This window comes from Providencia sp. PROV080, from assembly GCF_033688105.1.
Classification (GTDB): domain Bacteria; phylum Pseudomonadota; class Gammaproteobacteria; order Enterobacterales; family Enterobacteriaceae; genus Providencia; species Providencia zhejiangensis.
Window position 1 is genome coordinate 4,083,140 of sequence record NZ_CP096346.1, and the last position, 26,061, is coordinate 4,109,200.

25 protein-coding genes and 1 pseudogene are annotated in these 26,061 nt (G+C 38.8%); 9 read left to right on the plus strand and 17 right to left on the minus strand.

What is annotated here, in order from left to right; genetic code table 11:
- Positions 1–24: 24 nt before the first annotated feature.
- From M1F03_RS18495 to radC, 9 genes are all read right to left on the minus strand, one after another.
- On the minus strand, positions 25–1,005 hold the full coding sequence (locus M1F03_RS18495) for a glycosyltransferase (protein WP_251464807.1): 981 nt from the start codon (positions 1,003–1,005) through the stop codon (positions 25–27).
- Between the two features lie 421 nt (positions 1,006–1,426).
- On the minus strand, positions 1,427–2,452 hold the full coding sequence (locus M1F03_RS18500) for a glycosyltransferase family 8 protein (protein ID WP_231131875.1): 1,026 nt from the start codon (positions 2,450–2,452) through the stop codon (positions 1,427–1,429).
- A gap of 58 nt (positions 2,453–2,510) precedes the next feature.
- Entirely contained in the window at positions 2,511–3,518 is a 1,008-nt protein-coding gene (locus M1F03_RS18505) for a glycosyltransferase (protein ID WP_196714190.1), read from the minus strand.
- A gap of 24 nt (positions 3,519–3,542) precedes the next feature.
- Entirely contained in the window at positions 3,543–4,340 is a 798-nt protein-coding gene (gene rfaP / locus M1F03_RS18510) for a lipopolysaccharide core heptose(I) kinase RfaP (RefSeq protein ID WP_251464808.1), read from the minus strand.
- The gene (locus tag M1F03_RS18515) at positions 4,333–5,457 is read right to left on the minus strand and encodes a glycosyltransferase family 4 protein (protein WP_154622536.1); all 1,125 of its coding nucleotides are present in this window, start codon (positions 5,455–5,457) and stop codon (positions 4,333–4,335) included. The genes rfaP and M1F03_RS18515 overlap by 8 nt, the downstream gene beginning before the upstream one ends.
- Before the next feature lies 1 nt (position 5,458).
- Positions 5,459–6,523, minus strand: coding sequence for a lipopolysaccharide core heptosyltransferase RfaQ (gene rfaQ / locus M1F03_RS18520; protein WP_247047557.1), 1,065 nt, complete (start codon positions 6,521–6,523; stop codon positions 5,459–5,461).
- A gap of 197 nt (positions 6,524–6,720) precedes the next feature.
- A complete protein-coding gene (gene rpmG / locus M1F03_RS18525) occupies positions 6,721–6,888 on the minus strand; it encodes a 50S ribosomal protein L33 (RefSeq protein WP_004924244.1) in 168 nt (55 codons plus the stop codon).
- Between the two features lie 11 nt (positions 6,889–6,899).
- Complete coding sequence (gene rpmB, locus M1F03_RS18530; RefSeq protein WP_004924239.1) at positions 6,900–7,136, minus strand: 50S ribosomal protein L28; 237 nt, start codon at positions 7,134–7,136, stop codon at positions 6,900–6,902.
- A gap of 251 nt (positions 7,137–7,387) precedes the next feature.
- Positions 7,388–8,056 carry a RadC family protein gene (radC, locus tag M1F03_RS18535; RefSeq protein WP_163863676.1) on the minus strand — a complete coding sequence of 223 codons (669 nt, stop codon included), beginning with the start codon at positions 8,054–8,056 and terminating at the stop codon, positions 7,388–7,390.
- A gap of 180 nt (positions 8,057–8,236) precedes the next feature.
- Between radC and coaBC the strand changes: the two genes are divergently transcribed.
- The 3 genes from coaBC to slmA all read left to right on the plus strand — a co-directional run bounded on the left by coaBC (position 8,237) and on the right by slmA (position 11,079).
- Positions 8,237–9,442 carry a bifunctional phosphopantothenoylcysteine decarboxylase/phosphopantothenate--cysteine ligase CoaBC gene (gene coaBC, locus M1F03_RS18540; protein WP_251464809.1) on the plus strand — a complete coding sequence of 402 codons (1,206 nt, stop codon included), beginning with the start codon at positions 8,237–8,239 and terminating at the stop codon, positions 9,440–9,442.
- Entirely contained in the window at positions 9,429–9,884 is a 456-nt protein-coding gene (gene dut, locus M1F03_RS18545) for a dUTP diphosphatase (protein WP_154622533.1), read from the plus strand. The genes coaBC and dut overlap by 14 nt, the downstream gene beginning before the upstream one ends.
- Before the next feature lie 595 nt (positions 9,885–10,479).
- The gene (gene slmA, locus M1F03_RS18550; RefSeq protein ID WP_154622532.1) at positions 10,480–11,079 is read left to right on the plus strand and encodes a nucleoid occlusion factor SlmA; all 600 of its coding nucleotides are present in this window, start codon (positions 10,480–10,482) and stop codon (positions 11,077–11,079) included.
- A gap of 219 nt (positions 11,080–11,298) precedes the next feature.
- On the opposite strand, the gene pyrE is transcribed toward slmA, so the two are convergent.
- Positions 11,299–11,940 carry an orotate phosphoribosyltransferase gene (gene pyrE / locus M1F03_RS18555; protein WP_154622531.1) on the minus strand — a complete coding sequence of 214 codons (642 nt, stop codon included), beginning with the start codon at positions 11,938–11,940 and terminating at the stop codon, positions 11,299–11,301.
- 122 nt (positions 11,941–12,062) lie between these two features.
- On the minus strand, positions 12,063–12,776 hold the full coding sequence (rph, locus tag M1F03_RS18560; RefSeq protein ID WP_154622540.1) for a ribonuclease PH: 714 nt from the start codon (positions 12,774–12,776) through the stop codon (positions 12,063–12,065).
- A gap of 122 nt (positions 12,777–12,898) precedes the next feature.
- Here rph and M1F03_RS18565 point away from each other — a divergent pair, with 122 nt between their 5' ends.
- The 4 genes from M1F03_RS18565 to M1F03_RS18580 all read left to right on the plus strand — a co-directional run bounded on the left by M1F03_RS18565 (position 12,899) and on the right by M1F03_RS18580 (position 17,233).
- Complete coding sequence (locus M1F03_RS18565) at positions 12,899–13,762, plus strand: YicC/YloC family endoribonuclease (protein WP_251464810.1); 864 nt, start codon at positions 12,899–12,901, stop codon at positions 13,760–13,762.
- A gap of 449 nt (positions 13,763–14,211) precedes the next feature.
- On the plus strand, positions 14,212–14,982 hold the full coding sequence (locus tag M1F03_RS18570) for a glycosyltransferase family 25 protein (RefSeq protein WP_154635713.1): 771 nt from the start codon (positions 14,212–14,214) through the stop codon (positions 14,980–14,982).
- Between the two features lie 12 nt (positions 14,983–14,994).
- On the plus strand, positions 14,995–15,786 hold the full coding sequence (locus M1F03_RS18575; protein WP_251464811.1) for a glycosyltransferase family 32 protein: 792 nt from the start codon (positions 14,995–14,997) through the stop codon (positions 15,784–15,786).
- A 316-nt stretch (positions 15,787–16,102) separates the two neighbouring features.
- On the plus strand, positions 16,103–17,233 hold the full coding sequence (locus M1F03_RS18580) for an ABC transporter substrate-binding protein (RefSeq protein WP_154625021.1): 1,131 nt from the start codon (positions 16,103–16,105) through the stop codon (positions 17,231–17,233).
- Between the two features lie 230 nt (positions 17,234–17,463).
- Here the strand turns inward: M1F03_RS18580 and M1F03_RS18585 are convergent, their stop codons facing one another.
- The 3 genes from M1F03_RS18585 to M1F03_RS18595 all read right to left on the minus strand — a co-directional run bounded on the left by M1F03_RS18585 (position 17,464) and on the right by M1F03_RS18595 (position 20,600).
- The gene (locus M1F03_RS18585) at positions 17,464–18,711 is read right to left on the minus strand and encodes a nucleoside permease (RefSeq protein ID WP_154625022.1); all 1,248 of its coding nucleotides are present in this window, start codon (positions 18,709–18,711) and stop codon (positions 17,464–17,466) included.
- A gap of 113 nt (positions 18,712–18,824) precedes the next feature.
- Positions 18,825–19,727 carry an EamA family transporter gene (locus M1F03_RS18590; protein WP_251464812.1) on the minus strand — a complete coding sequence of 301 codons (903 nt, stop codon included), beginning with the start codon at positions 19,725–19,727 and terminating at the stop codon, positions 18,825–18,827.
- Between the two features lie 54 nt (positions 19,728–19,781).
- Entirely contained in the window at positions 19,782–20,600 is an 819-nt protein-coding gene (locus tag M1F03_RS18595) for a purine-nucleoside phosphorylase (RefSeq protein WP_154625024.1), read from the minus strand.
- A gap of 188 nt (positions 20,601–20,788) precedes the next feature.
- Between M1F03_RS18595 and M1F03_RS18600 the strand changes: the two genes are divergently transcribed.
- Both M1F03_RS18600 and thiM read left to right on the plus strand, forming a co-directional pair.
- Positions 20,789–21,991 carry an ROK family protein gene (locus tag M1F03_RS18600; protein ID WP_154625025.1) on the plus strand — a complete coding sequence of 401 codons (1,203 nt, stop codon included), beginning with the start codon at positions 20,789–20,791 and terminating at the stop codon, positions 21,989–21,991.
- A gap of 42 nt (positions 21,992–22,033) precedes the next feature.
- Positions 22,034–22,801 carry a hydroxyethylthiazole kinase gene (thiM, locus tag M1F03_RS18605; protein WP_318840045.1) on the plus strand — a complete coding sequence of 256 codons (768 nt, stop codon included), beginning with the start codon at positions 22,034–22,036 and terminating at the stop codon, positions 22,799–22,801.
- Positions 22,802–22,841: 40 nt separating this feature from the next.
- Here thiM and M1F03_RS18610 read toward each other — a convergent pair whose 3' ends face one another.
- The 3 genes and pseudogenes from M1F03_RS18610 to M1F03_RS18620 all read right to left on the minus strand — a co-directional run bounded on the left by M1F03_RS18610 (position 22,842) and on the right by M1F03_RS18620 (position 25,963).
- A complete protein-coding gene (locus tag M1F03_RS18610) occupies positions 22,842–23,546 on the minus strand; it encodes a lipopolysaccharide core heptose(II) kinase RfaY (protein WP_154625027.1) in 705 nt (234 codons plus the stop codon).
- A 189-nt stretch (positions 23,547–23,735) separates the two neighbouring features.
- Positions 23,736–24,902, minus strand: coding sequence for a nucleotide sugar dehydrogenase (locus M1F03_RS18615; protein ID WP_163863421.1), 1,167 nt, complete (start codon positions 24,900–24,902; stop codon positions 23,736–23,738).
- Between the two features lie 59 nt (positions 24,903–24,961).
- A pseudogene (locus M1F03_RS18620) lies at positions 24,962–25,963 on the minus strand (NAD-dependent epimerase).
- Positions 25,964–26,061: the final 98 nt, after the last annotated feature.

The following is a 26,061-nucleotide window of genomic DNA, read 5'->3' on the forward strand; positions in this document are numbered from 1 at the left end:
CATGCTGACAGTGTCAGCATGATATCAATGAAATATTTTCTTGTTTATATATTCAACTGTTGCTAATAAAAATTGAAAAAACTTTCTATTTTTTCTTAGATGTGATTTTTTGCGAGATAATTGCTTGTAATTTTCGGCTTTGAGCAAGGGAATATTCTTCCAAGGCGAATTCTGTCGTGCAATATCAAAAAACTGATACTCTTTATAGAAAATAGCCCATTCATGAAATGGTTTAGTTAATCCGACAAAGTGAATAAAAACAACATCATTTGGTATATTATCAGTGCTTCTTTTGCTGGTAATATACCAATCTAAAGAAAACATAAAGTTGAAATTTTCACCTATATTAACCAGTTTATCATTTAATAAAATATTCAATGCATCCTGATCTGGATGAGTAAAATTATTATTTTTTACTAATTCAATAACTCTGTTGGGTATGTCTGCTTTCACCATTTGCTGAATCGACATATATAAAAACCCAGAGTTAAAGTATTTGCTCATATCCATAGGCAACTGTTTCTTTTCACTGCAAAATTTATCTTTTACAGCATAAAGGTAAACATGCTCATTAAATTCTAATGTTTTTAGATATTCGAGATTGCCTTTACAAATAATATCCGCATCTAAATACAATAATTTATCGATTGATTGAGACAGATAATCAATAATCACTAATCTAAAGTAGATGGCGTGACTCCAAGCAGGTGATGGCAATGGTAAGCGTCTAAATTCTTGGATGTCGATCAGATAAACCGTGATTTTATGGTAACTATTTGCAATTAACTGCTGAAAAAGATTCTCGTCAACTAAGCTATCAACTAAAATATGGAAATGAAAATGCGTCTCTTTATTGTTAAGGAGTATCGAAGAGATTGATGTACCAACACCGTAGAGGAACTTTTCATCAACCCCATAAGCAATATGAAAATACGCTTTATCACCATCACTAGCTTTGCTACCACTTATTTCAACTAGAGATTTGATCATTTCATGGCTTAACATTTTGTTGACCTTACTGAATATTATTGTTCGATACCTGTTTTGTAACCGGAAGACTGTTTTTATTTTCAGTCCAAATCAAACAACTACAGAACATACAAAAATTCTATCATAACCTAGTATCTATTCATAATATTCTGAAAATATATAAATCGAAATGTTAACATCTACAATAATATTGATATACGATAAAAATCAAGACATTATGATGCTACCTTAACTCAATCGAACGCATTCAATATGCTTCCCTATCCAGCATATCAATTATTATCCCTTTCACAGAGGCAAAATTTGTGAACACTATGCATAAACAATGCCTATCATTCACTTTTGAGTAATAAGGGTACCCTTCATTCTCACGACAGACAGTGACTAAGGAAGGATTAATAAACTTCACAGTAAAAACCATTTATTTAGCATATTACTATTTTTTATTTCGAAAAACTTTCATCAACAAGTATTGGATTCCACACAGACAGCCAGCAACAATCTTTTTTTGTTTCAATAAGTGCTTATATTCTTTTTTTCTTTCAACAAATTTACTTGCTGATTTTAAATCATTTTTACACCATGGCGACTGCTCAAGAGCGATATAAAAAGGCTTAGCAGACGGGTAGTTTGCCCAAGTATGCCATGGCTTAGTGATCCCTGTATAATGTATCAACGTGGTATTATCCGTGATCACCTGTTGATATTTTTTATGGCTTCGATCATATAGCTCATTCTTTAAGGTATAAATAGTATTAAAACGCTGATTAAGCTGAACTTGGTTATCCACCAGAATTAAATTCAACACATCCTGGTCAGGGTATTTATAACGTTGCTTTGCATCCGATGCAGATAATAGTGCTAAACAACGTTTAGTCACTTCATGTTCTTGCCATTTTTTTAAATTAATAAACATCACGCCTGAATTAAAGTACCGTGTACTTAATTCAGGTACACCCAACCTTGACCCACTTTTGCTTCTCACCATTTCACTATCAAGAACAACACCACAAATAACTTGGCTAAGAATATTGGCATCTAAATTTAGTTCACTATGACATACTACATCTGCATCGAGATATAGTGCATAATCATAATGAAAAGCTAAATAATCAAGCGCGATCAGCCTAAAATACATTGCTGATGACCAAACGTCACAGGCAGGTAATTTCTCTAAAAAATCGTGATTCAGTTTATACACAATTATTTGTGTTGAAAATTGTTCAGCAATCCATTTTAATTTATCAACAAAATTAGGATTTATCGTATCCAAAAAAAAGTGGAATCTAAAAGATGTACTAGGATTATTAATTAACAAAGATACTGCTGAAACTCCTGCTCCAAACTGGTAGTTTTCATCTGAGCCATAAACGATATTAAGGCATTTTTCATTTAAGTCTTCATCACTATCGTTTAAAACATATCTCTCAGTCACTATGTCATGGATATTAAAATTCATCATTTATCTCCAATAATAAAATATTGTTTTATGCTACTTTTCACTAAAACGTAAATGTTAATTATTTACTAAGCTTAGATAATAAGTACCTAAAATGGAGAAGAAATCCAAATAGATAGTGGCCTTGATTGATATTATGCTTCGCACAATAACGTAAATGGTTGCTACTTTTAGCCTTTAATAATGGTACTTTATTCCAAGGTGACGCTGATCGAGCATCAGAGAAAGGCTTGGCTGTTTCATAAGTAGCCCATTCGTGCCAAGGTTTCGTTGGCCCAACATAGTGAATAAAAATAGTGTTTTGAGTAACAGGATAGTGAAATTGATCTTTTAACTCATAATTTAAGCTAAATTGTGTATTATAAACAGCATCCAAATAAATGACTTTATCTGCTAATAATATATTTAATACATCTTGGTCAGGATAACTAATCTTATGATTAATATTCGTATCCATAAGCAATGACATTGATTTTTTTGTAACCTGATTTTCTTCCCAAGCGGCTAAATTTACATACATCACACCACTATTAAAATAGCCAGCGGATACTTCGGGGAAACCTAACGTTTGAGCCCGTTTTTTCCACCAATTTTCATCCCTTTCAGTGACAACCGCAGCCACTTTATTTTGTAAGTCTAACTGAGTCAGCCCTTCAATCGAATTATTACAAACAACATCGGCATCTAAATACAATAGATAATCTATTTTATTGATAAAATATTCGGCAACAATAAATCGAAAATAGATGGCATGCGTCCAATTCTTAGTCGTCGGAAGTGTTTTTATACTACTAGAATTAATTATATAGAGGGTGATTTGTACATTATAGTCGTCACTGAGCTCCCTAAACAGAGCTAAATCCGCATCACTAATTGAATCGTCTATAAATACATGAAAAGAAAAATTGGTATGCTCATTGTGCATCAACAACGAGGCAATAGATACGCCACAGCCATATAAAAAATGATGATCAATGCCATAGGCGACATGAAAATAAGATGAAATATCTAAGTCTGACACACCGAGCGGGATAACTTGTTGTATCATTTTATCAAATTCAACGACCATATAAGACCCCAACAAATTGTTTATCTATAAACCACGGCGCTTTGTACGCTCTTGGATTTTTTTTGCTTTGCTTCCCGCTTTGAGTATCAAAGCCTGTTCTTCTTTTAAAATATCTCGTAAAGGCAAATCAAAGTAAACTTTCATAAAACGGAAAATATCTCTGCTTGTTAGGCCGATATTTAATGAAGAAAAGTATAACCCAATAAGGTCTTTATCACGCCAACGTATTGGAACCTTTTTTCTGAGTTGTGCTCGATGTAAATCTATCACCGAGATTTTCAAGTCCTGCTCTTCACCTGAAAAAGGCAAGTGTAGTAAAAAATGGCAAATATAACAGTCGCGGTGATTTATACCAACGGCGTGCATTTTACGTACCATTTGAGCAACACGGCGAATAATCAATTGTTTGACTGTAAAATCAGGCGCTAGGCTTGACCAATTGGCACAGTAATCTTCCAAACTGATCGTTGGCGTTAAATCTTTCGTAATAATAAAGGAATGTCGACGTAGCGGGTTCATCCCCTTTTGCCCAAATGCACGACCATCCATCGTATCCACACCCGCTTTTGTTAGCCGATGTATCGCGTTCCATTCCCTATCAGCACCCAATACTGGTAACCTTAATGAAAACAGGTTTTTTAACACCTCTTTTAAACTTGTACCATAATGGATTTTGATAAAATAGCTCTCTCCACCAAGCTCAAAGCGCAATGTTTTGCGACTTTCTAGCTGACGAAACACCTCACCTTCTAACTGCTCAGTTTCCACAAAAGGATCTTTATTTTTCCATAGATCACTAAAAGGTGTTTTAAGTTCAATCATCTAGATGTCCTAAAATAATATCAGCCGCTTTTTCAGGTAAACTATATAAGTCCTCTGTATCCGCAAAATGCCGCGCCTTTTCTGCCCAATTTTTTAATTGTTGTTTATTTTGCAGACTTTCTGAAAGCGCGGAATCTAACGTTTTTTGCTCAAATGGTTCACGGATCACCATGCCGCATTGAGCATCAGCAATAAATGAGGCATAACCACAAACTTCCGTAACAATAATAGGTAAACCTGCTGTTATAGCCTCCAGTAACACAATACCCGCGGCTTCTTGGTATGCTGGATGCATTAAAATATCTGCCGCTGCCATTAGCTCAGCAACGTCATTACGCCCACTAAAAAAGGAGACTTGTTGACCTATGCCCAGTGTATTGGCTAGACGCTGATATTTTTCAGGTTTATCCTGCCCAACAACCATTAATCGCGTATTTTTCTTAATCTCTTCAGGCAATGCTGCCATTGCTCTTAAGGTTCTATCGACTCCTTTACGCTTAAAGTCGGAACCAACCTGCAATAACAAATACGCTGACGGAGGTATCTGATTTTTTTCTCGATAAATTTGCCGTGCATTGGGGATCTGCTTATCGTATTTTCTATCTTGCGCAATACCCGGCGGTAGCATATAAAAACGCGATGCTTCTGTAGCATAATGTTTTTTAAAATGTGCAATTTGATGAGGAGTCAGCATTAATAATTTGGTAGGTTTTCCTACTTGAAATACGGCCTTTTCAAACGTTGCATAATGCTTATAACGGGGAGTTAGCCTATAAAAAAAACCTTTTTCATTAGCGACTTTTTCTGCATAACAAACGTCCGCCGCATAATATACATCTAGGCCAGGCATTTTATTGAAACCAATAATACGGTCTACTGGATATTGTTTGATATGAGCGTGCACCCACTCACAATATTGTGCATTACGTCCATGATTGGTTTTCGATGTGACTGGTACAATCATAATTTCAAAACCAGCAGGTTTCTCACCATGCCAAGATTGAGTATAAACGCGGATATGATGCCCTCTTGCCTGACACGCTAACGCAATACGTAAGAAATCACGTTGTAAACCACCAAACGGAAAATACTTGTACAGACAAAATGCCAAAATCATATTAGAACCTTGTCATTATTGAACGAATATTCATCGGCAACATTTTTTCTGTTGCCTTGATAACGTCAGATGCAGGAATGATAGAAAGGTATTTTTTATTTCTATCGAGTTTCTCGCGTGGTGGCATAGCTTCATAGTCACCCGCCCAGAATTGCACTACGTTTTCACTCCACGGACGCCAGAATACATGGTTGGTTGCACCGAACAAACAAACTATGGGTGTTTTGACCGCTGCTGCAATGTGCATTGGGGCAGAATCTACACCGATAAATAACGCAGAGTGGGCAATGAGTGCACCAAGTTCAGGAAATGTCGTTTTACCCGCCAACTCAGTGATGGGCCTAGTGTGGCAATGGGATGCAATATTTTCAACACAATCAAGGTCATCTTGACTTGGCCCAGAAGTCAATACCACTTGGTAACCACGGGATTGCAACGCATCAATGACTTCCGCAAATTTTTCATCATCCCAACACTTAAATATCTGCCGTGCCGTTGGCTGGATGACGACATAGCTGCTATGAACACCAAGTTCCAATAGCTGCTGATCGATCTTTTTCCAATCTTGCTCTGCATATGACATCGTTAAATCTGTTTTAAGGTTATTGATTTTTAACGGTTCAAGAACAGAAAGATTGTTCATAACAACGTGTTCACCGTGAGGTGCAGTCAAATGGGTAAAGCTATTATGCCAAAACGTCGACTCTCGATGAGCAAATTTATGTGAAATTTTTACCTGAGCAGGGATAGCCCGCACAAGCACTGATATCATCCATTGGTCTGCAAGATTTACAACCAAATCATACTTATTACGACGTAATTTTAATAACAAATTGACAAAGTTACAGGCTTTACTGAGCCCATTAGCCTTCTTACCTTTAATTCCATACAAGGCATGGATTTCCCTATTTTCAGACAAAATAGGGATCGTATCTTGATAAAGTAACACGTCAATCTCGGCATCAGGATAGTTTTGCTTTAATGTACTGATCACAGGCGTAGTCAGTAGCATATCCCCATGAAACCGCATCTTGATAACAAGAATTTTTTTAAACTGTTTTTTCACCAGACACTCTTAATGATATCTATACGCAAAATGACATAGTTCTTTGACAAAAACTAACACTATTAATTCAATCAAGAACGAACATGTTACTACTTTAGGAATAATCGATATAGCCTTGAATGCGTATAAGTATAGTTTTTTGATTTTGAAAATAAAAAACCCAGCCAAAGCTGGGTTTTTTAATAAGAAAACAAAAATTATTTAATTTTCGCTTCTTTGTAGATCACATGCTTACGAACAACTGGATCGAATTTTTTCATTTCCAGTTTTTCAGGCATAGTGCGCTTGTTCTTCGTCGTGGTATAGAAGTGACCAGTACCTTCAGAAGAAACCAGCTTGATTTTCTCGCGAATACCTTTAGCCATTTTTTAGCTCCTTAGTACTTCTCACCGCGGGCACGCAGTTCAGCAAGAACAGCATCAATACCCTTTTTATCGATAATGCGCATGCCTTTAGCAGATACACGCAGCGTTACGAAACGTTTCTCAGACTCAACCCAGAAACGATGAGAGTGCAGGTTTGGCAAAAAACGACGCTTGGTCGCGTTTAATGCGTGTGAACGGTTGTTACCGCTCATTGGACGCTTGCCAGTAACTTGGCAGACTCGTGACATGTCTATTCTCCAAAAATCTAATCAGCTCGAGCTTTTTTGTTCTGGGTATGGCCGCCTCGTCAGGCTTAGGAGCCCATCTCAGCAAACTTTATTGACTGAAAAGAATGTTATCATCTTAGTAAAAAATTTACTGAGATAGGCTCTTCTCGCCAAACCCAAGATCCTCAAAGGTGGCGTAGTATACGCTTTCAATCGTTCTCACTCAAGCCCAATGCGGCAAAAGTTGTCATTTTTTAGTCAAAAAAATGCTTTTACAACCACCCTCGTTCAAGAAATGAAACACAATTTTTATGTCCAACAACAAAATGGTCAAGCAATTTAATTCCCACTAAGCTACAAGCATCTTTAATACGAAAAGTCACTTGTTTATCCGCTTCGCTAGGCTCTGCATTGCCTGATGGGTGATTATGCGCCAAGATGACCGCACTTGCATTCATTTTCATGGCATAACGAATAATTTCTCTGGGATGAACCTCTACCCGATTGATAGTTCCTTTAAAGAGTTCTTCATAACTAATAATTTGATGTTGATTGTTTAAAAAGAGTACCACAAAAACTTCTCTTTCTTGCCCAGCAAACAATTCAAGTAATCGTATTTTTAAATGGTTAGGTTCAGAGATCACATCTTCATATAAAAATTGTTCAGTAAAAAAACGCCGTGCGATCTCACTAATCGCCTGAAATTGAGAGAATTTACAAACACCGACACCTTTGCATTTTGCTAGCTTTGTGTAGTCAGACTGTAAGAGTAAGTATAAAGAGCCGAACTCTTTCAACAAACGCTCCGCAAGTTGTAAAACGGATTCGCCTTGGCTACCCGTTCGTAAAAAAATAGCCAATAACTCTGCATCCGTCAGCGTTGCGGCACCATACGCCAATATTTTCTCCCTTGGCTTTAAGCTCTCTTCATGCTCCATTATCACCCCCTTATGCCCCTTGCTGCTTCTCTTTCTATACATAGGCGGTAACGACAACAACACATCAATTGTTGATTTGCGTAACGCTTCGCAAAAAATAAAAGGGTGATGATATATACAGTACTCTCGCTGACACTTCTGATATGATAATATGCTCTTCACGATGATTAGATGGATAAAACGATGGCACAGCTATTAGGTAAAAAAATAGTCCTCGGCATAAGTGGTGGTATTGCCGCATATAAAATTCCTGAGCTCACTCGTCGCTTACGTGATGAGGGTGCTATAGTCCGCGTTGTTATGACTCATGGGGCAAAAGCCTTTATTACACCTTTAACATTGCAGGCGGTTTCTGGTCATCCCGTCTCTGACGATTTACTCGACCCAGCGGCGGAAGCAGCAATGGGCCATATTGAGCTCGCTAAATGGGCCGATATCATCATATTAGCGCCAGCTACAGCAGATTTAATTGCTCGAATAAGTGCTGGTATGGCGAATGATTTATTGACCACCATTTGTTTAGCTTCGGCTGCGCCGCTTGCGGTTGTTCCTGCCATGAATCAACAAATGTATCGAGCAACGGCGACACAAGAAAATTTAATCAAACTGAAACAACGTCAATGTATGATTTGGGGGCCAGATGATGGCAGCCAAGCCTGCGGTGACATCGGCCCAGGAAGAATGCTCGATCCATTAGAGATTATACGTTTTACCTGTGAACACTTCCGTTCTCGAACTGACTTACAAAATCGAAAAATTATGATTACGGCAGGGCCTACCCGTGAAGATTTAGACCCAGTCCGCTTTATTAGTAATCACAGCTCAGGAAAAATGGGGTTCGCTATTGCTGAAGCAGCCAGTCAACGTGGTGCACAAGTGACTTTAATTGCAGGCCCAGTGACTTTAGCGACACCGGCAGGAGTCACGCGAATTGATGTTATCAGTGCTCTCGATATGTACGAAAAAGTGCACCAAACTATCACTGAGCAAGATATCTTTATCGGTTGTGCGGCTGTCGCTGACTACCGTGCAAAAACAATTGCTGAAAATAAAATTAAAAAACAGGGTGATGAAGTTGCCATTACATTAGTCAAAAATCCTGATATTGTTGCCAGTGTTGGCCAATTAGCACAACATCGCCCTTATGTGGTTGGATTTGCAGCCGAAACCCAGAATGTGGAAGAATACGCACGTCAGAAACGCCAACAAAAACAGTTAGACCTAATTTGTGCGAATGATGTTTCGCTCGCTGATAATGGTTTTAACAGTGATAACAATGCACTGCATATTTTTGATGCTTTTGGCGACACCCGTTTACCACACAGTAGTAAACTTGAATTAAGCCACCGTTTATTAGACGAGATACTTCAACGTTATGAAAAAAATTGATCTGAAAATTCTTGATCCCCGTATTGGTAACGAGTTTCCTTTACCAACTTATGCAACGACTGGCTCAGCGGGATTAGATCTGCGTGCTTGCCTTGATGCACCAATCGATTTAGCGCCGGGTCAAACAGAGTTAATCCCTACTGGCCTCGCGATTCATATCGCTGATGAGCAGCTAGCAGCAGTCATCCTACCGCGTTCCGGTCTTGGCCATAAACATGGTGTTGTACTTGGTAATTTAGTTGGATTGATTGACTCTGACTATCAAGGGCAATTGATGGTGTCTGTCTGGAACAGAGGCAACCAGACATTTACCATTGAACCGGGCGAACGAATGGCCCAAATGGTTTTCGTTCCAGTCGTTCAAGCTGAATTTAATATTGTCGATGACTTTGATGCGACAGAACGAGGCGCTGGAGGCTTCGGACATTCAGGACGTCAATAAATTTGCTTACTCCTAATTCTTAGCTTTACTGATAATACCAAATCCATATTTCATGATGGAATAACAAATAAACTTATCAGTGAGTTTAGCGAAAAATAGACGGTATCATTTTAGTACGACAGTTTAGTTGCTTTAAAGGGTATTTTGTTGGTAGCGATATGTTTATCTAAACGAGGTATACGTCCTAACAGACCCTATCTCGAAACTGACAACAATAGCAATTCGTGAAATATAGGCTGTTATTTTGTCAGCTTTTTAAGATAAATTGATGGCTTAGCCTACTAGCTCTCCTCTTTATGATTTAACTGAGGAGCTAATACGCTAAGTCGCGCAAGTGGCAAGTAAGGTTCCATTGATAAAAAGTTCGCGGGTAAGAAACTCGTCCCTCGAAGGCTGAAAATGGTCACTTTACATGCCACATGCAAGGTCACAAGTATATACCATCTAACGATACAACAAGCATATGCCCTTTTAAGCCAGCCGAACTTTATCGATATCGTGCTCTTTTATCTACTTTTTGCCCTTTATTTTCTATTTACTCGGGGCAAAATTTTAGATAGTTTGTTTTGCTGTTTTAGCAGGGGTCTTATCAGACATGGCAGAAAAAGCGATAACAAAAAAACGCAACAGACGTGAAGAGATTTTGCAGTCTCTGGCGCTGATGTTAGAAAGTAGTGATGGTAGTCAACGAATTACAACTGCAAAGCTTGCAGCAACTGTAGGAGTATCTGAAGCTGCACTTTATCGTCATTTTCCGAGTAAAACGAAAATGTTCGATAGCTTAATTGAGTTTATCGAGGACTCTTTAGTTTCGCGCATCAATCTTATCCTAAGCGATGAGAAAGATACGCTAACTCGCATTAAACTGATTTTAGCCCTTATTTTAGGCTTTTCAGAGAAAAACCCGGGGCTGACCCGTATTATGACCGGCCACGCCCTGATGTTTGAGCAAGATAGGCTGCAAGGTCGTATAAACCAATTATTTGAACGAATAGAGTCACAATTACGCCAAGTATTAAAAGAGAAAAAAATACGAGATGGGCATGGTTTTCTGCATGATGAATCCCTTCTTGCAAGCCAACTGCTCGCATTTTGTGAAGGAATGTTGTCGCGTTTTGTACGTTCAGAATTCCGTTATCGACCCACAGTAGAATTTGAATCACGCTGGCCTTTAATTTTAGCTCAGTTACAATAACAGATTAAACAACTACTCACCCCGCCCACATTCTTTGGGCGAGGGCTTTTTTCTTTATTTACCTGTTTCTTGATTACCTTAGGGTAAACAAGCTCAAATCCAGGACATGATGAATGCCATTCATCTGTGCAGCTCCTCATCATTGTAGGATGACTAGCCCAAATCCCTCTTCATCTAAAAAGTGATTACCCGGAATAAGAAGACAACAGCTGATTAACCTCAAATACCATACTGCTGACGATAAGCTTGCATCGCGATGAGATGTTGTTGCATATCTTCTCGTTCAGCGAGGTAAGCAATCAAGTCGCTCATCGTAATAATTGAATAAACTTTGCAGTGATAATCGCGTTCAACTTCCTGTACCGCCGAGATCTCACCTTTGCCTTTTTCTTGACGATCAAGACAGAGAAGGACGCCATTAAGTGTCGCATTTTGCTGTTTAATAATTTCCATCGATTCACGAATTGCCGTACCCGCTGTAATAACATCATCGACAACCACCACACGCCCCTGTAGTGGAGAGCCCACTAATGTGCCACCTTCACCATGATCCTTGGCTTCTTTACGGTTAAAGCAGTATGGCATATCAATATTATGATGTTCAGCAAGTGCAACTGCTGTCGTCGTTGCTATTGGGATCCCCTTATAAGCAGGCCCAAACAAAACATCACATTCGATTGCACTTTCTTTGAGAGCTTGCGCGTAGAATCGACCAACCAGTGCCAGATCACGCCCCGTATTAAACAGCCCAGCATTAAAGAAATAGGGGCTTTTACGGCCTGATTTCAGCGTAAACTCACCAAATTTAAGCACCTGTTTTTTCATGGCAAGCTCTATAAATTCGCGCTGATAGGCTTTCATGGGTCAATCTCCTCAATATTTAATGTCAATATATTTAATACGATGATACACATACTGGTGAGCTCGAAAAAATCACCAGACATAAAAAAGGCGACTATTTCAGCCGCCTATTAAAAATATTCTTATTTCAACGCTTCTCGTTGAGCTTCAAAAATAGATTCTAGTCCCGTTTTTGCTAATGCAAGTAACGACAATAGCTCTTCATGGCTAAATGGTTCGCCTTCGGCAGTTCCCTGAACCTCTATCATACGACCATCATCCATCATAACGACGTTCATATCGGTCTCAGCCGCAGAGTCCTCAACATATTCAAGGTCACATACAGCTTCATTATTCACAATTCCTACAGAGACTGCGGCTACCATCGATTTTAAAGGGCTCGCCGTCAATTTACCTTGTTCAACCATTTTATTAAGTGCATCGACTAACGCAACGCAAGCCCCTGAAATAGCTGCTGTACGAGTACCACCATCTGCTTGTATCACATCACAATCTAATGTAATGGTATATTCGCCTAACTTTTTCAAATCAACCGCTGCGCGTAAAGATCGTGCGATTAGACGTTGGATTTCCATTGTACGCCCAGTCTGCTTACCTTTTGCCGCTTCACGTTGATTACGCGAATTTGTTGCTCGAGGTAGCATGCCATATTCTGCTGTCACCCAGCCTTGGCCTTGACCTTTTAAAAAACGAGGCACTCCCTCTTCGACAGTTGCATTGCATAACACCTTAGTGTCGCCAAACTCAATAAGAACAGAGCCTTCCGCATGCTTAGTATAGTTGCGTGATATTTTAATCGGACGCATTTGGTCTGCCATTCTGCCTTCTGGACGCATGGTGTTATCTCCATTTTCAACTAAATTGCCGCGCATTATACGTCCTTAAAACGATAATGCCTATCATGACATCACTCATAGCGTTATAATCCCTCTTATATTCATTTTGATAGGAACGAATTATGATCCGTAGTATGACCGCTTTTGCCCGCCGTGATATCAAGGGTGAATGGGGGAGTGCGGCCTGGGAGCTGCGTTCCGTTAACCAACGCTATCTAGAAACCTATATCCGCTTACCAGAACAATTACGAAGTCTTGAGCCAGTGGTTCGTGAACGAATTCGTGCTCGCCTGACTCGAGGCAAAGTTGAATGTAATTTACGTTTTGAATTAGATGGAGCAAATCGAGGAGAATTAATCCTTAACGAAAATTTAGCTCGTCAAATTATTAGTGCGGCTAACTGGGTAAAAAATTACAGTCATGAAGGCGAAATTAATCCATTAGAAATTCTACGTTGGCCTGGCGTTATGTCAGCGGGCGAGCAGGATTTAGATGCGATCAGCGAGCAGCTGTTAGCAGGGCTTGATGAAACATTAGATGCATTTATTCAAAGCCGAGAAGCTGAAGGCACTGCGTTACACGCTCTTATCGAACAACGTCTGGATGCAGTACTGGTTGAAGTTGCAAAAGTCCGTCAGCATATGCCCGAAATTTTGCAATGGCAGCGTGAGCGCCTACAAACCAAATTAGAAGAAGCTGATATTCAAGTAGATAGCAACCGTTTAGAGCAAGAACTCATTTTATTAGCTCAACGTGTCGATGTCGCCGAAGAACTGGATCGGCTGGAAGCACACGTGAAAGAAACGCGTAATATTCTCAAGAAAAAAGAAGCCAATGGTCGACGCCTAGACTTTATGATGCAAGAGTTTAATCGTGAATCAAATACTCTCGCATCAAAATCTATCAATAGTGAAGTGACCAATTCAGCCGTTGAGCTCAAAGTGTTGATAGAACAAATGAGAGAACAAATTCAAAATATTGAATAACGCATTATAAAATATAAAGCCGGTTCATTCTCTATACCTAAATTTTTACTGGCTTTATATTTATCTTATATATGAATTCCAACCACTCTTTATCTGTCTTTCTATTAAGAATTTTAATACAGGGACAGCAAAAATAAAAATCATTAGAAAGCATACCGACGTATAACCTTATATTACTTTAATTCATTAATAACTAAAAAATATTTTAAGTTTGCTTTATTTTAAATATAGCTATTTTAATAATAGTCGCATTGCATTTTCCAGCTAAACGAGCAAAACACCCCATGCATTCACCATAAGAAAAAACCAATATAATCAATGCATTGATAGGGTTTCAATAATAGTCTAGGAGCATTATTTTTAACAATAATGGAATAATATCTGAAGACTAATTATCATTTTTTATTTATAATACAAAAAGGTTGCATAACGATACAGGATCCGCTGTTATGGAAAGTAACATCCCTATTTTCATAGTTTCATTAAAAAAAGATATTGAACGTCGAAAAAAAATTACTGATTCGCTATCAGCACAAAAGTTGTCTTGGGTAATGATCGATGCTGTCGAAGGCAAAGATTTGCCATCTGACTACCTTAACTCACTAAACTTTCAATATAATAAGCCCTCATGTGCTAATGAAGTTGCATGTAGTCTCAGCCACCAATTAATATATAAAAAAATTGTTAATAGCAATTATGAGTGGGCAATTATTCTAGAAGATGATGCTATTATTAGCGATAAATTATCAGATCTCGTTAAACAGTTAAATAATGAAAAAACATCCTTACTCAAAAAGAATAATATTTACTTACTAGGTGGTCAAGAAGGCTTAAATTCAAGAAAACGCCTTTCTCTCAGTTTTTTTAATAAAATTAAAATCGGTAATGTTGTTTTTAGAAAAGTCACTTACAAACCAAGTAAATTATTTAGAACATGTTGTTACTTAATTCATAGAGATGAGTGTGAAAAATTAATTACTCTATTTGACAAAGCTTATTATGTTGCTGATTCATGGAATTTATTTTATAAGCTCAAAATTGTAGATGGTTACTTTTTGACTGAAATAATTGAGCATCCAATACTAACACTTGAAAATAGTAATATTGAGAAATATAGGATTACAGAAAAAAAAACCAGACGACAAAAAGGTTTCATTGAAAGTAAAATATCTTTATTTTTCTTGCAAATAAGAAAATTTTTCCGTTCACTAAAATACTAATAGGAATTCATTTTGATACCTAAAATAATACACTATGTTTGGGTTGGTAATAACCCTAAACCTCAATTTGTGTTAGATTGTATTGATACTTGGAAAAAACACCTTCCTGATTATGAGATTATGGAATGGGGAAATGACTGCCTAGACGAAATAAATAACACCTATGTTACCGAAGCAATAAAAAATAAAAAATGGGCCTTTGCTTCTGACTATATAAGGCTTTATGCTCTCTATAATTACGGAGGGATCTATCTTGATAGTGATGTAGAAGTAACACAAAGTTTTGACCGTTTTTTGAACCTTAGTTTTTTTAGCGGGTATGAACAATATGATGGTAAGTATCTACCTATTACAGCTGCTATGGGTTCTATAAAAGGCTCATCAGTCATAAAAGGGCTACTTTCTGATTATGATAATCTGAATTTTGAAGTCAATGGAGAACTTGTTTTAGAACCCAATACATTCAAAATTAGCCGCTATTTCTCTAGTGAATTTGGCCTTAATCCCCCCTACGATGGAAGCCAAGAATCCCATCTAGCAGAAGGGGTAGTCATTTATCCATCTTATTATTTTTGCAGTCCTGAATATAATAAGATTAACTATTCTATTCACCACTTCAGCGGCTCTTGGCTACCGTCACATAAAAGAAAAGATAAATTAAAAATTCTTAATAAATTTATTATTAGTCGATTTAAAAAGTCTAGAGATCAAGGTGATTATCCATTAAGCGATAGTGAAAAAATCTTATTAAAAATTAACTTTTCAAAAATTGTCTCTTATGTTTTGATCTCAAAAAATAAGTAAACACGCGATTACTACTTGATACACTCAGTTTTTTCGAGTGTATCAAGATTAAACATGATTTCTTTCCCTACTTAACCTAAGTTTTGTCTCTCTCCATTTTAGCCCTTCTAACCGTCACTATATTCGCAGATTAAATACCCTCGTTTCTTTTTCTGTAGGATTTACTCAAATGATTAAACGTGTAATGCATTGAATTTATTATTAAAGATAGCTACTCACCGATAAGTAAATAAAAACTATCAGCGATTGGCTTAGAACACTTAAAATTGATAATGATAATTGTTATTATCAAGACTCAATCAAAAAGGGTCTAAATATGAAGATAATTAATCACCTGCTATCAATAACATTCGTAACCTTATGCTCATCCTCGGCCTTAGCAACGACCTATCCCGTTACAGTGACCGATACCGATGGCCAAAAAATTACGTTACAACAAGAACCGAAACGAGTTGTATTGCAAGATGGTCGAGATATTTTAACGCTGGCTTTGCTTGATAGAGAGAATCCGTTTAATCGCCTCGTCGCATGGAATAATAATCTACAAAAAACGGACCCTCAGACGGTAGAATTACTGGCAAAAAAATGGCAATCCGATCTACAGAAAATTCCCGATATGGGATTCAATGACAAAGGTGAAGTTAACACTGAAGTGGTCATTGCTCAAAAACCCGACCTCCTGATTGCGCAGTTACGTGCAAAACCTGCATTAGAAGGCTCTGGTGTTGTTAGCCGTTTAAAAGATGCTAATATTCCTATTCTATATATCGATACTTTTTTGCACCCAATCGAAAATACAACCACGAGCATCGACATGCTTGGATTGGTGTTAAATAAAGAAAAAGAAGCCAAAGAATATACTGACTTTTATCAAGCTCGCTTATCAGACATCCAACAAGCAACGGCAAAAATCCAGAATAAGCCGCGTGTTTTTATTGAAGCCAAGGCAGGAGCAAATGGTAGCGATAGCTGCTGTTTTACCCATAATAACGCCGGTTGGGGTGGTTTAGTGCAAGCAATTGGCGCCGATAATATTGGCAGTCAATTTTTACCGGGTGCTTCTGGCACTGTCTCTTTAGAACAAGTCATTACAACAACGCCTGACGTTTATATCGTCACCGGCTCTCGTTGGGTTAATAAAAACAATATTGCTGCTCCCTTTGGTTATGGCGTGACAAAAGAAGAAAACCAACGTGGTTTTGAACGACTAAAAAATAGAACGGGTTTTAGCCAAATTAGTGCCGTTAAAAATAATCGGTTATATGGCGTCTACCATAACTTCTATAACCATCCTTATAATATTGTCGGTATGGAATATCTTGCAAAATTTATCTATCCCGAACAATTTACATCACTTAAGCCTGAAGAAACGTATAATCAAATTATTAAAACATTTACAACAATCCCTATTGCTGATGCACTTTGGGGGTCTCAAGCCGCACAATAATAAATTAATAGCCCTCAGAGTATGAGGGCTATCATGATGACTTTAATCGACTGAAATCGCATCTACACCTTAAGCCTTCTCCACTTAAGCTGATACCCATTCAAAACCAATTCAATACGAGGAGTATAATTACAGCTCAAGCAATTGTTAGCTAATAATGAGTATGTTAATAGATAATTTATCAAAAAATCTGGTGATACTCACATCACCAGATCCCATAAAATTTAATCTCAATCAGCTTTGACTTCACCTTCCCTCACATGATGATAGTGAAAAGTGAAATAGAAAATAATAGCAAGCACAACGGTATACGATGAAAAAACAAGCCAAATCGTCTGCCAATCTTTAACGCCATCCACACTAAAGTAATCAACCACGAGTCCACTTAATATCGCACCAAAATAAGCGCCAACGCCATTCACCATGGTCATAAATAATCCCTGAGCGCTTGCTCTCATTCGATGATCAACTTCTTTTTCAATGAAAATGGAGCCAGAAATATTAAAGAAATCAAAAGCACATCCATATACGATCATGGATAAAATCAGGAACATTAAACCAATTGCGGATGGATCGCCAAAAGCAAAAAAACCAAATCTTAATGTCCAAGCTAACATGCTCAATAGCATGACTGTTTTGATGCCATAGCGTTTTAAAAAGAATGGAATGGCTAAAATAAACACAACTTCTGCCATTTGTGAAACGGATAATAAGATAGCAGGATACTGAACGATTAAACTATCTTGGTACAATGGGTCACGAGCAAAGTCGTGTAAGAATGGGCTACCAAATGTATTAGTGATTTGTAAAACAGCCCCCAGTAGCATTGCGAATAAAAAGAAAACCGCCATTATCGGTTTTTTGAATAACACTAATGCATCAAGACCTAACTTACTAACCCAACTAGTAGAAATCGCTTTTTTGTTAACGGCAATATGCGGCAAAGTCAAAGAATATAGCGCCAACAACAATGAACAGCTACCCGCAATATAGAGTTGCATGCTACTTAATTCAAATTTTAATAGACTAATACTCCACATAGCGATAATAAAACCTACCGTGCCAAATACTCGAATAGGCGGAAAATTTGTCACTGAATCTAGATGAAATTGGCTTAATGAGGAGTAACTAATTGAGTTGGATAATGCAATCGTTGGCATAAATGCCATCGCATTAATCAGCATTACCCAGAACATCAATGTAGAGTCTGTTACGCTGGCGGCGTAGAATAACGAACCAGCACAGATAATATGACAAATCATATATAACCGATTAGCAGGGATATATTTATCTGCAATAATTCCGATAATACCCGGCATTAAAATAGCAGCAATCCCTTTCGAACTATAAACCATTCCAACTTCAGCGCCAGAGAAATTCAGTGTTTTCATCATGTAGGCACCTAGCGTGACTAACCAACTTCCCCAGACAAAATATTGTAGGAATAACATGGTTTTTAGACGGGTTTTAATATTCATATCAATCTCCGTTTGGAGTTATATTCGTCAATACTTCAAGTGATAGCATAGTTATTTCACTCATTTACGCTCATCACAGCGCAATTATCGACTCAGCTGTAACCCCGAATTGTTTAACGTGTTTGTTTATTTGTTTTTATTTTCACTTCAGCAATTGCGACACCAAATAAGATAATGGCGACACCGACAAACTGAATGAACTCAAGAGGTAGATGTAATACAGTTACGGACAATATGATGGTTACAGGCAATTGCATTGAACTGACTATTGTCGCTAAGCTCGTTCCAATCAATGGAGTGCCTTTAGCAAACATCCACATCCCAAAGAAAGAACCAAAAAAGGCCAATGGTAATCCGTAAGAGAAAAACAAGGAGTTAAATGTGGTGAAGTCTAATAAAAAGGTTGGAGGCACAACAATCGAGGTCAAAATAGCCCCTCCTGTTACCATAATGGCTGAACGCATCATTGGTTCAGTTTTTACAGCAAGCGCGCCACTGACATAAACACGTACTGCATTTGATAGCGCTGCACATAAGCCAAATACAATACCTAACCAGTAGAATTGCACACTCGAACTGTTCAGTAGCCCTGTCGCTAGTAAGGTTCCAACTAAGATAAAGAGTACTGATAAGATCGTCATGACGGTAGGCATTCGGCGAGTCACAATAGAATTAATCGCGACTCCCATCCAAGTGAACTGCAAAAATAGCACAACCCCCAATGCCGGTGATAAATACTGTAATGAGGCGTAATAGAGTAGTCCCGTTAACCCAGTAGTGGTTCCCGTCAATAACATTAATGTTGATTGCTTTCCTGTTGGCCAGTTTAGCGTTTTTTTTCTCATCGCTGATCCAGCTAACACAAACACCCAAAGTAATGCCGCACCTAAAACAGTTTGACTACCAATCACATCATTTAAAGAGAATCCAGCCTGATAAGCCAATACAACCAATGTTGATAAAATGCCATAGCTACAAGCGCCAAGCGAAACTAAAACTAGCCCCTTTAATTTCATTGAATACCTACCTACTTGTTTCTATGACATTCTTTATATTATTTTGAGAATAAGTTAGAAGCGAGCAATCACGCCAGTGACTAATTGCAAGAAGGTGGCTTTCACTTTTTCAGCCGTTTCGATCACTTCATCATGGCTCAGAGGCTGTTCCAAAATACCGCAAGCCATATTCGTTAAGCAGGAAATACCAACCGTTTTAATTTGTGAATGATGGGCCACCAGTGCTTCAGGTACCGTTGACATACCAACAGCATCAGCGCCTAACGTTCTAATCATGCGGATTTCAGCAGGTGTTTCATACGTTGGGCCAGTCCACCACGCGTAAACGCCTTGACGCACGGAAACCCCTTGTTCTTTAGCAACATCCAAAATTATTTGACGTAGTTCTTTGTTATAAACTTCACTGACATCCAAGAAACGGACACCTAATTCAGGGTTATTTGGCCCAATCAATGGGTTATTTGCGGTGAGGTTAATATGGTCAGTAATCACCATCAGGTCGCCAGGGTTAAAGTCGGTATTCACTGCACCACATGCGTTAGTAATGATCAGTTTTTCTACCCCGAGTGCTTTCATCAATCGCACAGGAAAGGTCACTTGGTCGAGAGAAAAACCTTCGTAATAGTGGAAACGGCCTTTCATCGCGACCACATTTTTACCCGCGATAGTTCCGATCACCAATTCATTCGCGTGGCCAACAGCCTCAGATTTTGCAAAATGGGGGATTTCGCTATAAGGAATATGAACCGCGTTTTCTAATGTATCTGCGAATGGACCTAGACCTGACCCTAAAATGATACCAACGGTTGGTTTAATGTCGGTGTGAGTCTCAATGAAGCGTAAGCTTTCTAAAATATCATTGGTGTTATGCATGGAAATCTCCGAAATAGTACCAAAAGGATGAATAAGGGGGATGATAAAGCAATTTAAAAACTGTACAGCGATCTTAATCTCATTTTAAGAAAAAGATTCTCGCTATGATATCGACCAAAGAGCAGTACTTTCTGAGCAAATCTGCTAATCTTTGACGCGGTATCTCTTGATAAGAAAAGGGTGATGACTTGTTACTGACATTATTGAATGAATTTCGCACCTCTAAGAATTCCAAAACTCGTAAGCTGAAAATGCTTTATCGATTAATTTTGAATCATGGGCCGATTAGAGCGGAAGAGTTATCATCACTGGCGAGTATGAAACCTGCAACTTGTGCAAGACTGCTTGATGAGTTGAGTAAAAGCCAATTGATTTCTACGTCAGAGCTTGGCGAGTCAACGGGTGGACGTAAGCCAATACTGTACAGCATTAACTCTGATGATGGCTATGTTGTCGGTATTGAGATGAGTGATCTCTATTCAACGATTCTATTACTCAACTTAAAATTAGATATTTTAGGCATGCTCAAAATAAAAAATGAGCAATTAGAAACAGCGGAAAAGATGCTGGATAACCTATTAATAAAAGTTGAACAGTTATTATCTGAGCATCAACTCACCACAGAAAAAATATTGGGTATCGGCATTGCCATTGACCATATATTAGAACGCGATAAGGTCGAATTTAGTCAGTATGATGCTAGAATTACTGACTTATTCAGTTATATTAATGACAGAGTTCCCTGCTTTGTCACGCTAGGCAGCGGCATTACTTTCGCTGCACTTGCCGAATATCGGTTACGCTATCATTCAAAAAGCCAACGCTTTTTATTTACAACCTGTGATACAGATATACGAAGTTGTACCGTCATTAATAATACATTTGCGCCTGCATCAATTAGCACCGCTCAAGCTTTCGGTCATATCACCATTGATATTCGGGGCCAGCGATGTGAATGTGGCTCATATGGTTGTTTGAAACAATACAGCTCATTATCAGCGATAAAAACACGCATTATTCAGCAAATTCGCTTAGGAAAATCTTCAGTAATAAATAAACTGGTTAGTACTGAAGCAGAAATTAATTACCATACTATTTTTCAAGCTCTCGCCATGGATGATCAGTTGTGTTTGGATGTGTTAGAAGAAGCTGCCTATTATTACGGCCTAGCGCTAGCAAATGCTATTTTGACATTACAGCCTGATGTTGTAGTGTGTGGTGGAACACTGACACCCAAAAATCATTTTTTTGCGATGACAAAGAAATCGATAGAAGAAAAAATGTCCGCATTCCCACATATTAAAACACGTATTTTTCCAGCAAATGACTCATATGAGGTGGTAGCACAAGGGGCTGGAGGGATGGTGTTGGAAAATTATTTATCTGACTAAATCATAGCCGTTAGTTTATGTAGACGAGGAGAGGAGAAAAAAATGCAATTTGAAACTATTTCAGAAACTCAAATTTCAAAGACTAAACAGTTATTTACTGTGCACTCTCCATTGATCCATTGTATGACTAATGATGTTGTACAAACCTTTACCGCCAATATTTTATTAGCGATAGGGTGTTCACCGGCCATGGTTATTGAGCCTGAAGAAGCAGAACAATTTGCGGCGATTGCTGATGGTGTGTTGATTAACGTGGGAACCTTAACTTCTGATCGCCAGTCTGCAATGCGTTTAGCCGTTTATAGCGCTCGACACGCCCAGAAACCATGGGTTTTAGATCCTGTTGCGGTGGGCGCTCTTCAGTTTCGAACACAGTTTTGTCGAGAACTGTTGAAGCTAAACCCCACAGCCATTCGTGGTAATGCTTCCGAAATCATGGCATTGGCGGGGTCGGGTCAAGGTGGGCGCGGGGTCGATTCATTAAATACCCCCAATGATGCCTTACCCGCAGCTCAAGCTCTTGCTCGTGAAGTCAACACCATGATTGTGATAAGTGGCGAGGTTGACTATGTCACTGACGGTCACAGAACGATTGCGATAACAGGCGGACACCCCATAATGACCCGTGTGGTTGGCACGGGTTGCGGGCTATCGGCCGCTGTTACCGCAGCTTGTGCCCTACCTGGTGACCGATTACTTAATATTGCAAATACCTGCGCCATCATGAAACAAGCTGGTGAAATTGCGAAGAGAAATTGCCGAGGAACGGGCAGCTTTATTCCTGAATTTCTTGATGCCTTATCACAGTAGAATAACTAGCCATCATTAATAATTTTGTGATGGCTTTCCTTTATAAACGTGTTTTCTTACCGCGAATTTTACGTGACCAATGGCGAATATTATTTCGCAACATAATGAATCGGTACATAAAACTCTTTTTATCTGGTTCGATACCATAAAACCGTTTTAATGCGATTAAATCATTCGCTTTGCAAATCGCGAGGTTACCAAAATCTGATAAATCAATAATTTTCAGACCATGCTCAGTCAGTACCAAATTACCGGCATGAATATCATTTGATGATAAATTATAGGCGTGCAGTTGGCTAATTAATGCTGCTATTTCAGAATAATAAGGGGTGATATCGTTAATTTCAGAGAGTACCGTTCCCTCAACATATTCGGCAATAATCCAAGTTTCAATCGATTCTCGGCATCGCATTTTCTCTGCCACAAAATAAATATCATTGGTGATGGTACAACCTTGGTTTTGTGCTTGAACTAAACGAACAAGTAAGCGAGAAAAATAAGGGCCGTACATCATACGCATAATACGTTTTTCTAAACGACTATCACGCTCTTTTTCGCATTTAATAATGTAGTTTTTTCCATCAATATTAATACGAGCGACGCTACGCTCCATATTTCCACTATTGAGATTTTTACCGATAATTTTTCCTTGAATATAATCATCAATAACTTGCCAATAATCAATCTCACTTTCTTTTTGATATACTTGATATCCATTTTTTTGTGTCTTTATTATTTTATTCATCGCCCGCCACTCAGCCCTACCCGCTATTAAAAGCTGATGCTAACAATTAGTGATATTTATTTCTTAGCGATTATTGCAGATTACTCGAGTGATTCAATTAAACTAGGAAATAAAACGACAAAAAATAGTCAACTAGCCAGCGTGATAACTGGCTAGTGATAGAAGCAATATATTGGAAGGGATCTTAGTTTAATCGTTACCAAAAAGATCACGGGTATACACTTTATCCGCCACATCTTCGATTTCAGGTACCATCCGGTTAGCCAAAATGATGTCGCTGTCCGCTTTAAAGGCCTCAAGGTCACGGTAGACTTTCGAGCGGAAGAATTCATCTTCTTTCAGCACCGGTTCATACACAATCACTTCGATACCTTTGGCTTTGATACGTTTCATGACGCCTTGTACCGCAGAGGCACGGAAGTTATCTGACCCTGCCTTCATCACCAAACGGTATACCCCCACTTTACGTGGTGCTTTAGCAATAATTGCATCGGAAATAAAATCTTTGCGAGTACGGTTTGATTCCACAATGGCGTTAATCAAGTTATTCGGTACATCATCATAGTTGGCTAATAGCTGTTTGGTATCTTTTGGCAAGCAATAACCGCCGTAACCGAAAGACGGGTTGTTATAATGGCTGCCGATGCGCGGGTCTAATGACACCCCTTCAATGATTTGTCGTGCATTCAAACCACGGCTTTCTGCATAGGTATCTAATTCATTGAAATAAGCGACGCGCATCGCCAAATAGGTGTTTGCAAACAGTTTAATCGCTTCGGCTTCCGTGCCATCGGTAAACAGCACAGGAACGTCTTTTTTGATGGCACCTTCGAGCAATAAGTTCGCAAAAGTTTCCGCACGCTCAGAGCGCTCGCCCACCACAATACGAGAAGGGTGCAGGTTATCCCAAAGTGCGCGACCTTCGCGTAAAAACTCAGGCGAGAAAATGACATTGGTGTAGCCGAACTCTTCACGTAAACGCTCGGTGAAGCCGACAGGAATAGTGGATTTGACGATAATCGTGGCATCGGGGTTAATTTTCTGCACGTCATGAATGACCGACTCAACCGATTTAGTATTAAAGTAGTTGGTTTTTGGGTCATAATCTGTCGGTGTTGCCACAATCACGTACTGGGCGCCAGTATAGGCTTCAACGATATCTTGCGTGGCACGGAAATTGAGTGTTTTTTCCCGTAGAAACTGCTCGATTTCAGCATCAATAATTGGTGACTGTTTGTTATTCAGCATCGCCACTTTTTCGGCAATGATATCGACTGCCACCACTTCATGGTGTTGTGACAGTAACATGGCATTAGACAGACCCACATAGCCTGTACCCGCAATTGCTATTTTCAAAACTGACCTCTCAAATCCATCTTAGTAGATTACAGGGTATCCTTCATCAATATCATAAGTTACAGGCGATAGTATGACTGATACCAATCAACAAACGCTTGTACACCCTGTTCAATAGAAACTTGTGGACGATATCCCGTCACCTTAAATAAGTCTTCGGTATCCGCCCAAGTGGTATACACATCCCCAGCCTGCATAGGTAAAAAGTTTTTGATCGCTTTTTTGCCTAAGGATTTTTCCAGTGCGGCAATAAAATCCGTTAACTGAACCGGTTGCCCATTACCAATATTGTATAACCGGTATGGGGCGCGACTCTGTGCAGGAGAAAGAGAACCATTTTCTGGGTCTGCTTGTGGGATTATATCGGAAATACGGATAACCCCTTCCACGATATCATCAATAAAAGTGAAATCACGACTGAGATTGCCGTTATTATAAACATCAATGGGTTCACCAGCTAAAATGGCTTTAGTAAATTTAAATAACGCCATGTCTGGACGACCCCATGGGCCATACACCGTGAAAAAACGTAAACCGGTCGTTGGCAACTGGTAAAGATGAGAGTAGGAGTGAGCCATTAACTCATTGGCTTTCTTCGTTGCTGCATACAGGGAAACCGGATGGTCGGTCGGCATATCAGTACTGAATGGTGTTTGATTGCTTATGCCATACACGGAGCTAGACGAGGCATACACTAGGTGTTTGACGTTTGCCTATCGGCATCCTTCAAGGATCGCCAAATGGCCATTGAGATTACTGTCTGCATACGCAAAGGGATTTTGCAGTGAATAACGAACGCCAGCTTGAGCGGCAAGGTGGATCACACGGTCAAAATCTTCTTGCGTACAAAGTACAACCACTTTTTCTCGATCGGTAATATCAAGTGGGATAAAACGAAAATGAGGATAGTGTTCAAGAATATGTAGACGGGATTGTTTCAGCCCCTGATCGTAATAAGCGTTCATGTTGTCGATACCGACAACTTCATGCCCACTATCTAATAAACGCTGACATAGTCTAAAGCCAATAAAACCTGCACTGCCAGTAACTAAGTATTTCATATTAATGTTCTTCTAGCGTTAAGCCGTACTCAATAGTTCGAGACGAACCATTCAATGGTAATTTAGAGTATAAGACCTATAAATGTAGCAATGGTTTT

What these genes read in the sequence shown, in the direction of transcription:
- slmA (WP_154622532.1), top strand. Translation starts at nt 10,480, where the DNA reads ATGGCAGAAAAAGCGATAACAAAAAAACGCAACAGACGTGAAGAGATT.
- rfaP (WP_251464808.1), bottom strand. Translation starts at nt 4,340, where the DNA reads ATGATTGAACTTAAAACACCTTTTAGTGATCTATGGAAAAATAAAGAT.
- M1F03_RS18500 (WP_231131875.1), bottom strand. Translation starts at nt 2,452, where the DNA reads ATGATGAATTTTAATATCCATGACATAGTGACTGAGAGATATGTTTTA.
- rph (WP_154622540.1), bottom strand. Translation starts at nt 12,776, where the DNA reads ATGCGTCCAGAAGGCAGAATGGCAGACCAAATGCGTCCGATTAAAATA.
- dut (WP_154622533.1), top strand. Translation starts at nt 9,429, where the DNA reads ATGAAAAAAATTGATCTGAAAATTCTTGATCCCCGTATTGGTAACGAG.
- M1F03_RS18585 (WP_154625022.1), bottom strand. Translation starts at nt 18,711, where the DNA reads ATGAATATTAAAACCCGTCTAAAAACCATGTTATTCCTACAATATTTT.
- rpmG (WP_004924244.1), bottom strand. Translation starts at nt 6,888, where the DNA reads ATGGCTAAAGGTATTCGCGAGAAAATCAAGCTGGTTTCTTCTGAAGGT.
- M1F03_RS18505 (WP_196714190.1), bottom strand. Translation starts at nt 3,518, where the DNA reads ATGGTCGTTGAATTTGATAAAATGATACAACAAGTTATCCCGCTCGGT.
- M1F03_RS18610 (WP_154625027.1), bottom strand. Translation starts at nt 23,546, where the DNA reads ATGAATAAAATAATAAAGACACAAAAAAATGGATATCAAGTATATCAA.
- M1F03_RS18580 (WP_154625021.1), top strand. Translation starts at nt 16,103, where the DNA reads ATGAAGATAATTAATCACCTGCTATCAATAACATTCGTAACCTTATGC.
- rpmB (WP_004924239.1), bottom strand. Translation starts at nt 7,136, where the DNA reads ATGTCACGAGTCTGCCAAGTTACTGGCAAGCGTCCAATGAGCGGTAAC.
- pyrE (WP_154622531.1), bottom strand. Translation starts at nt 11,940, where the DNA reads ATGAAAGCCTATCAGCGCGAATTTATAGAGCTTGCCATGAAAAAACAG.
- M1F03_RS18590 (WP_251464812.1), bottom strand. Translation starts at nt 19,727, where the DNA reads ATGAAATTAAAGGGGCTAGTTTTAGTTTCGCTTGGCGCTTGTAGCTAT.
- coaBC (WP_251464809.1), top strand. Translation starts at nt 8,237, where the DNA reads ATGGCACAGCTATTAGGTAAAAAAATAGTCCTCGGCATAAGTGGTGGT.
- M1F03_RS18570 (WP_154635713.1), top strand. Translation starts at nt 14,212, where the DNA reads ATGGAAAGTAACATCCCTATTTTCATAGTTTCATTAAAAAAAGATATT.
- M1F03_RS18495 (WP_251464807.1), bottom strand. Translation starts at nt 1,005, where the DNA reads ATGTTAAGCCATGAAATGATCAAATCTCTAGTTGAAATAAGTGGTAGC.
- M1F03_RS18515 (WP_154622536.1), bottom strand. Translation starts at nt 5,457, where the DNA reads ATGATTTTGGCATTTTGTCTGTACAAGTATTTTCCGTTTGGTGGTTTA.
- M1F03_RS18565 (WP_251464810.1), top strand. Translation starts at nt 12,899, where the DNA reads ATGATCCGTAGTATGACCGCTTTTGCCCGCCGTGATATCAAGGGTGAA.
- M1F03_RS18595 (WP_154625024.1), bottom strand. Translation starts at nt 20,600, where the DNA reads ATGCATAACACCAATGATATTTTAGAAAGCTTACGCTTCATTGAGACT.
- thiM (WP_318840045.1), top strand. Translation starts at nt 22,034, where the DNA reads ATGCAATTTGAAACTATTTCAGAAACTCAAATTTCAAAGACTAAACAG.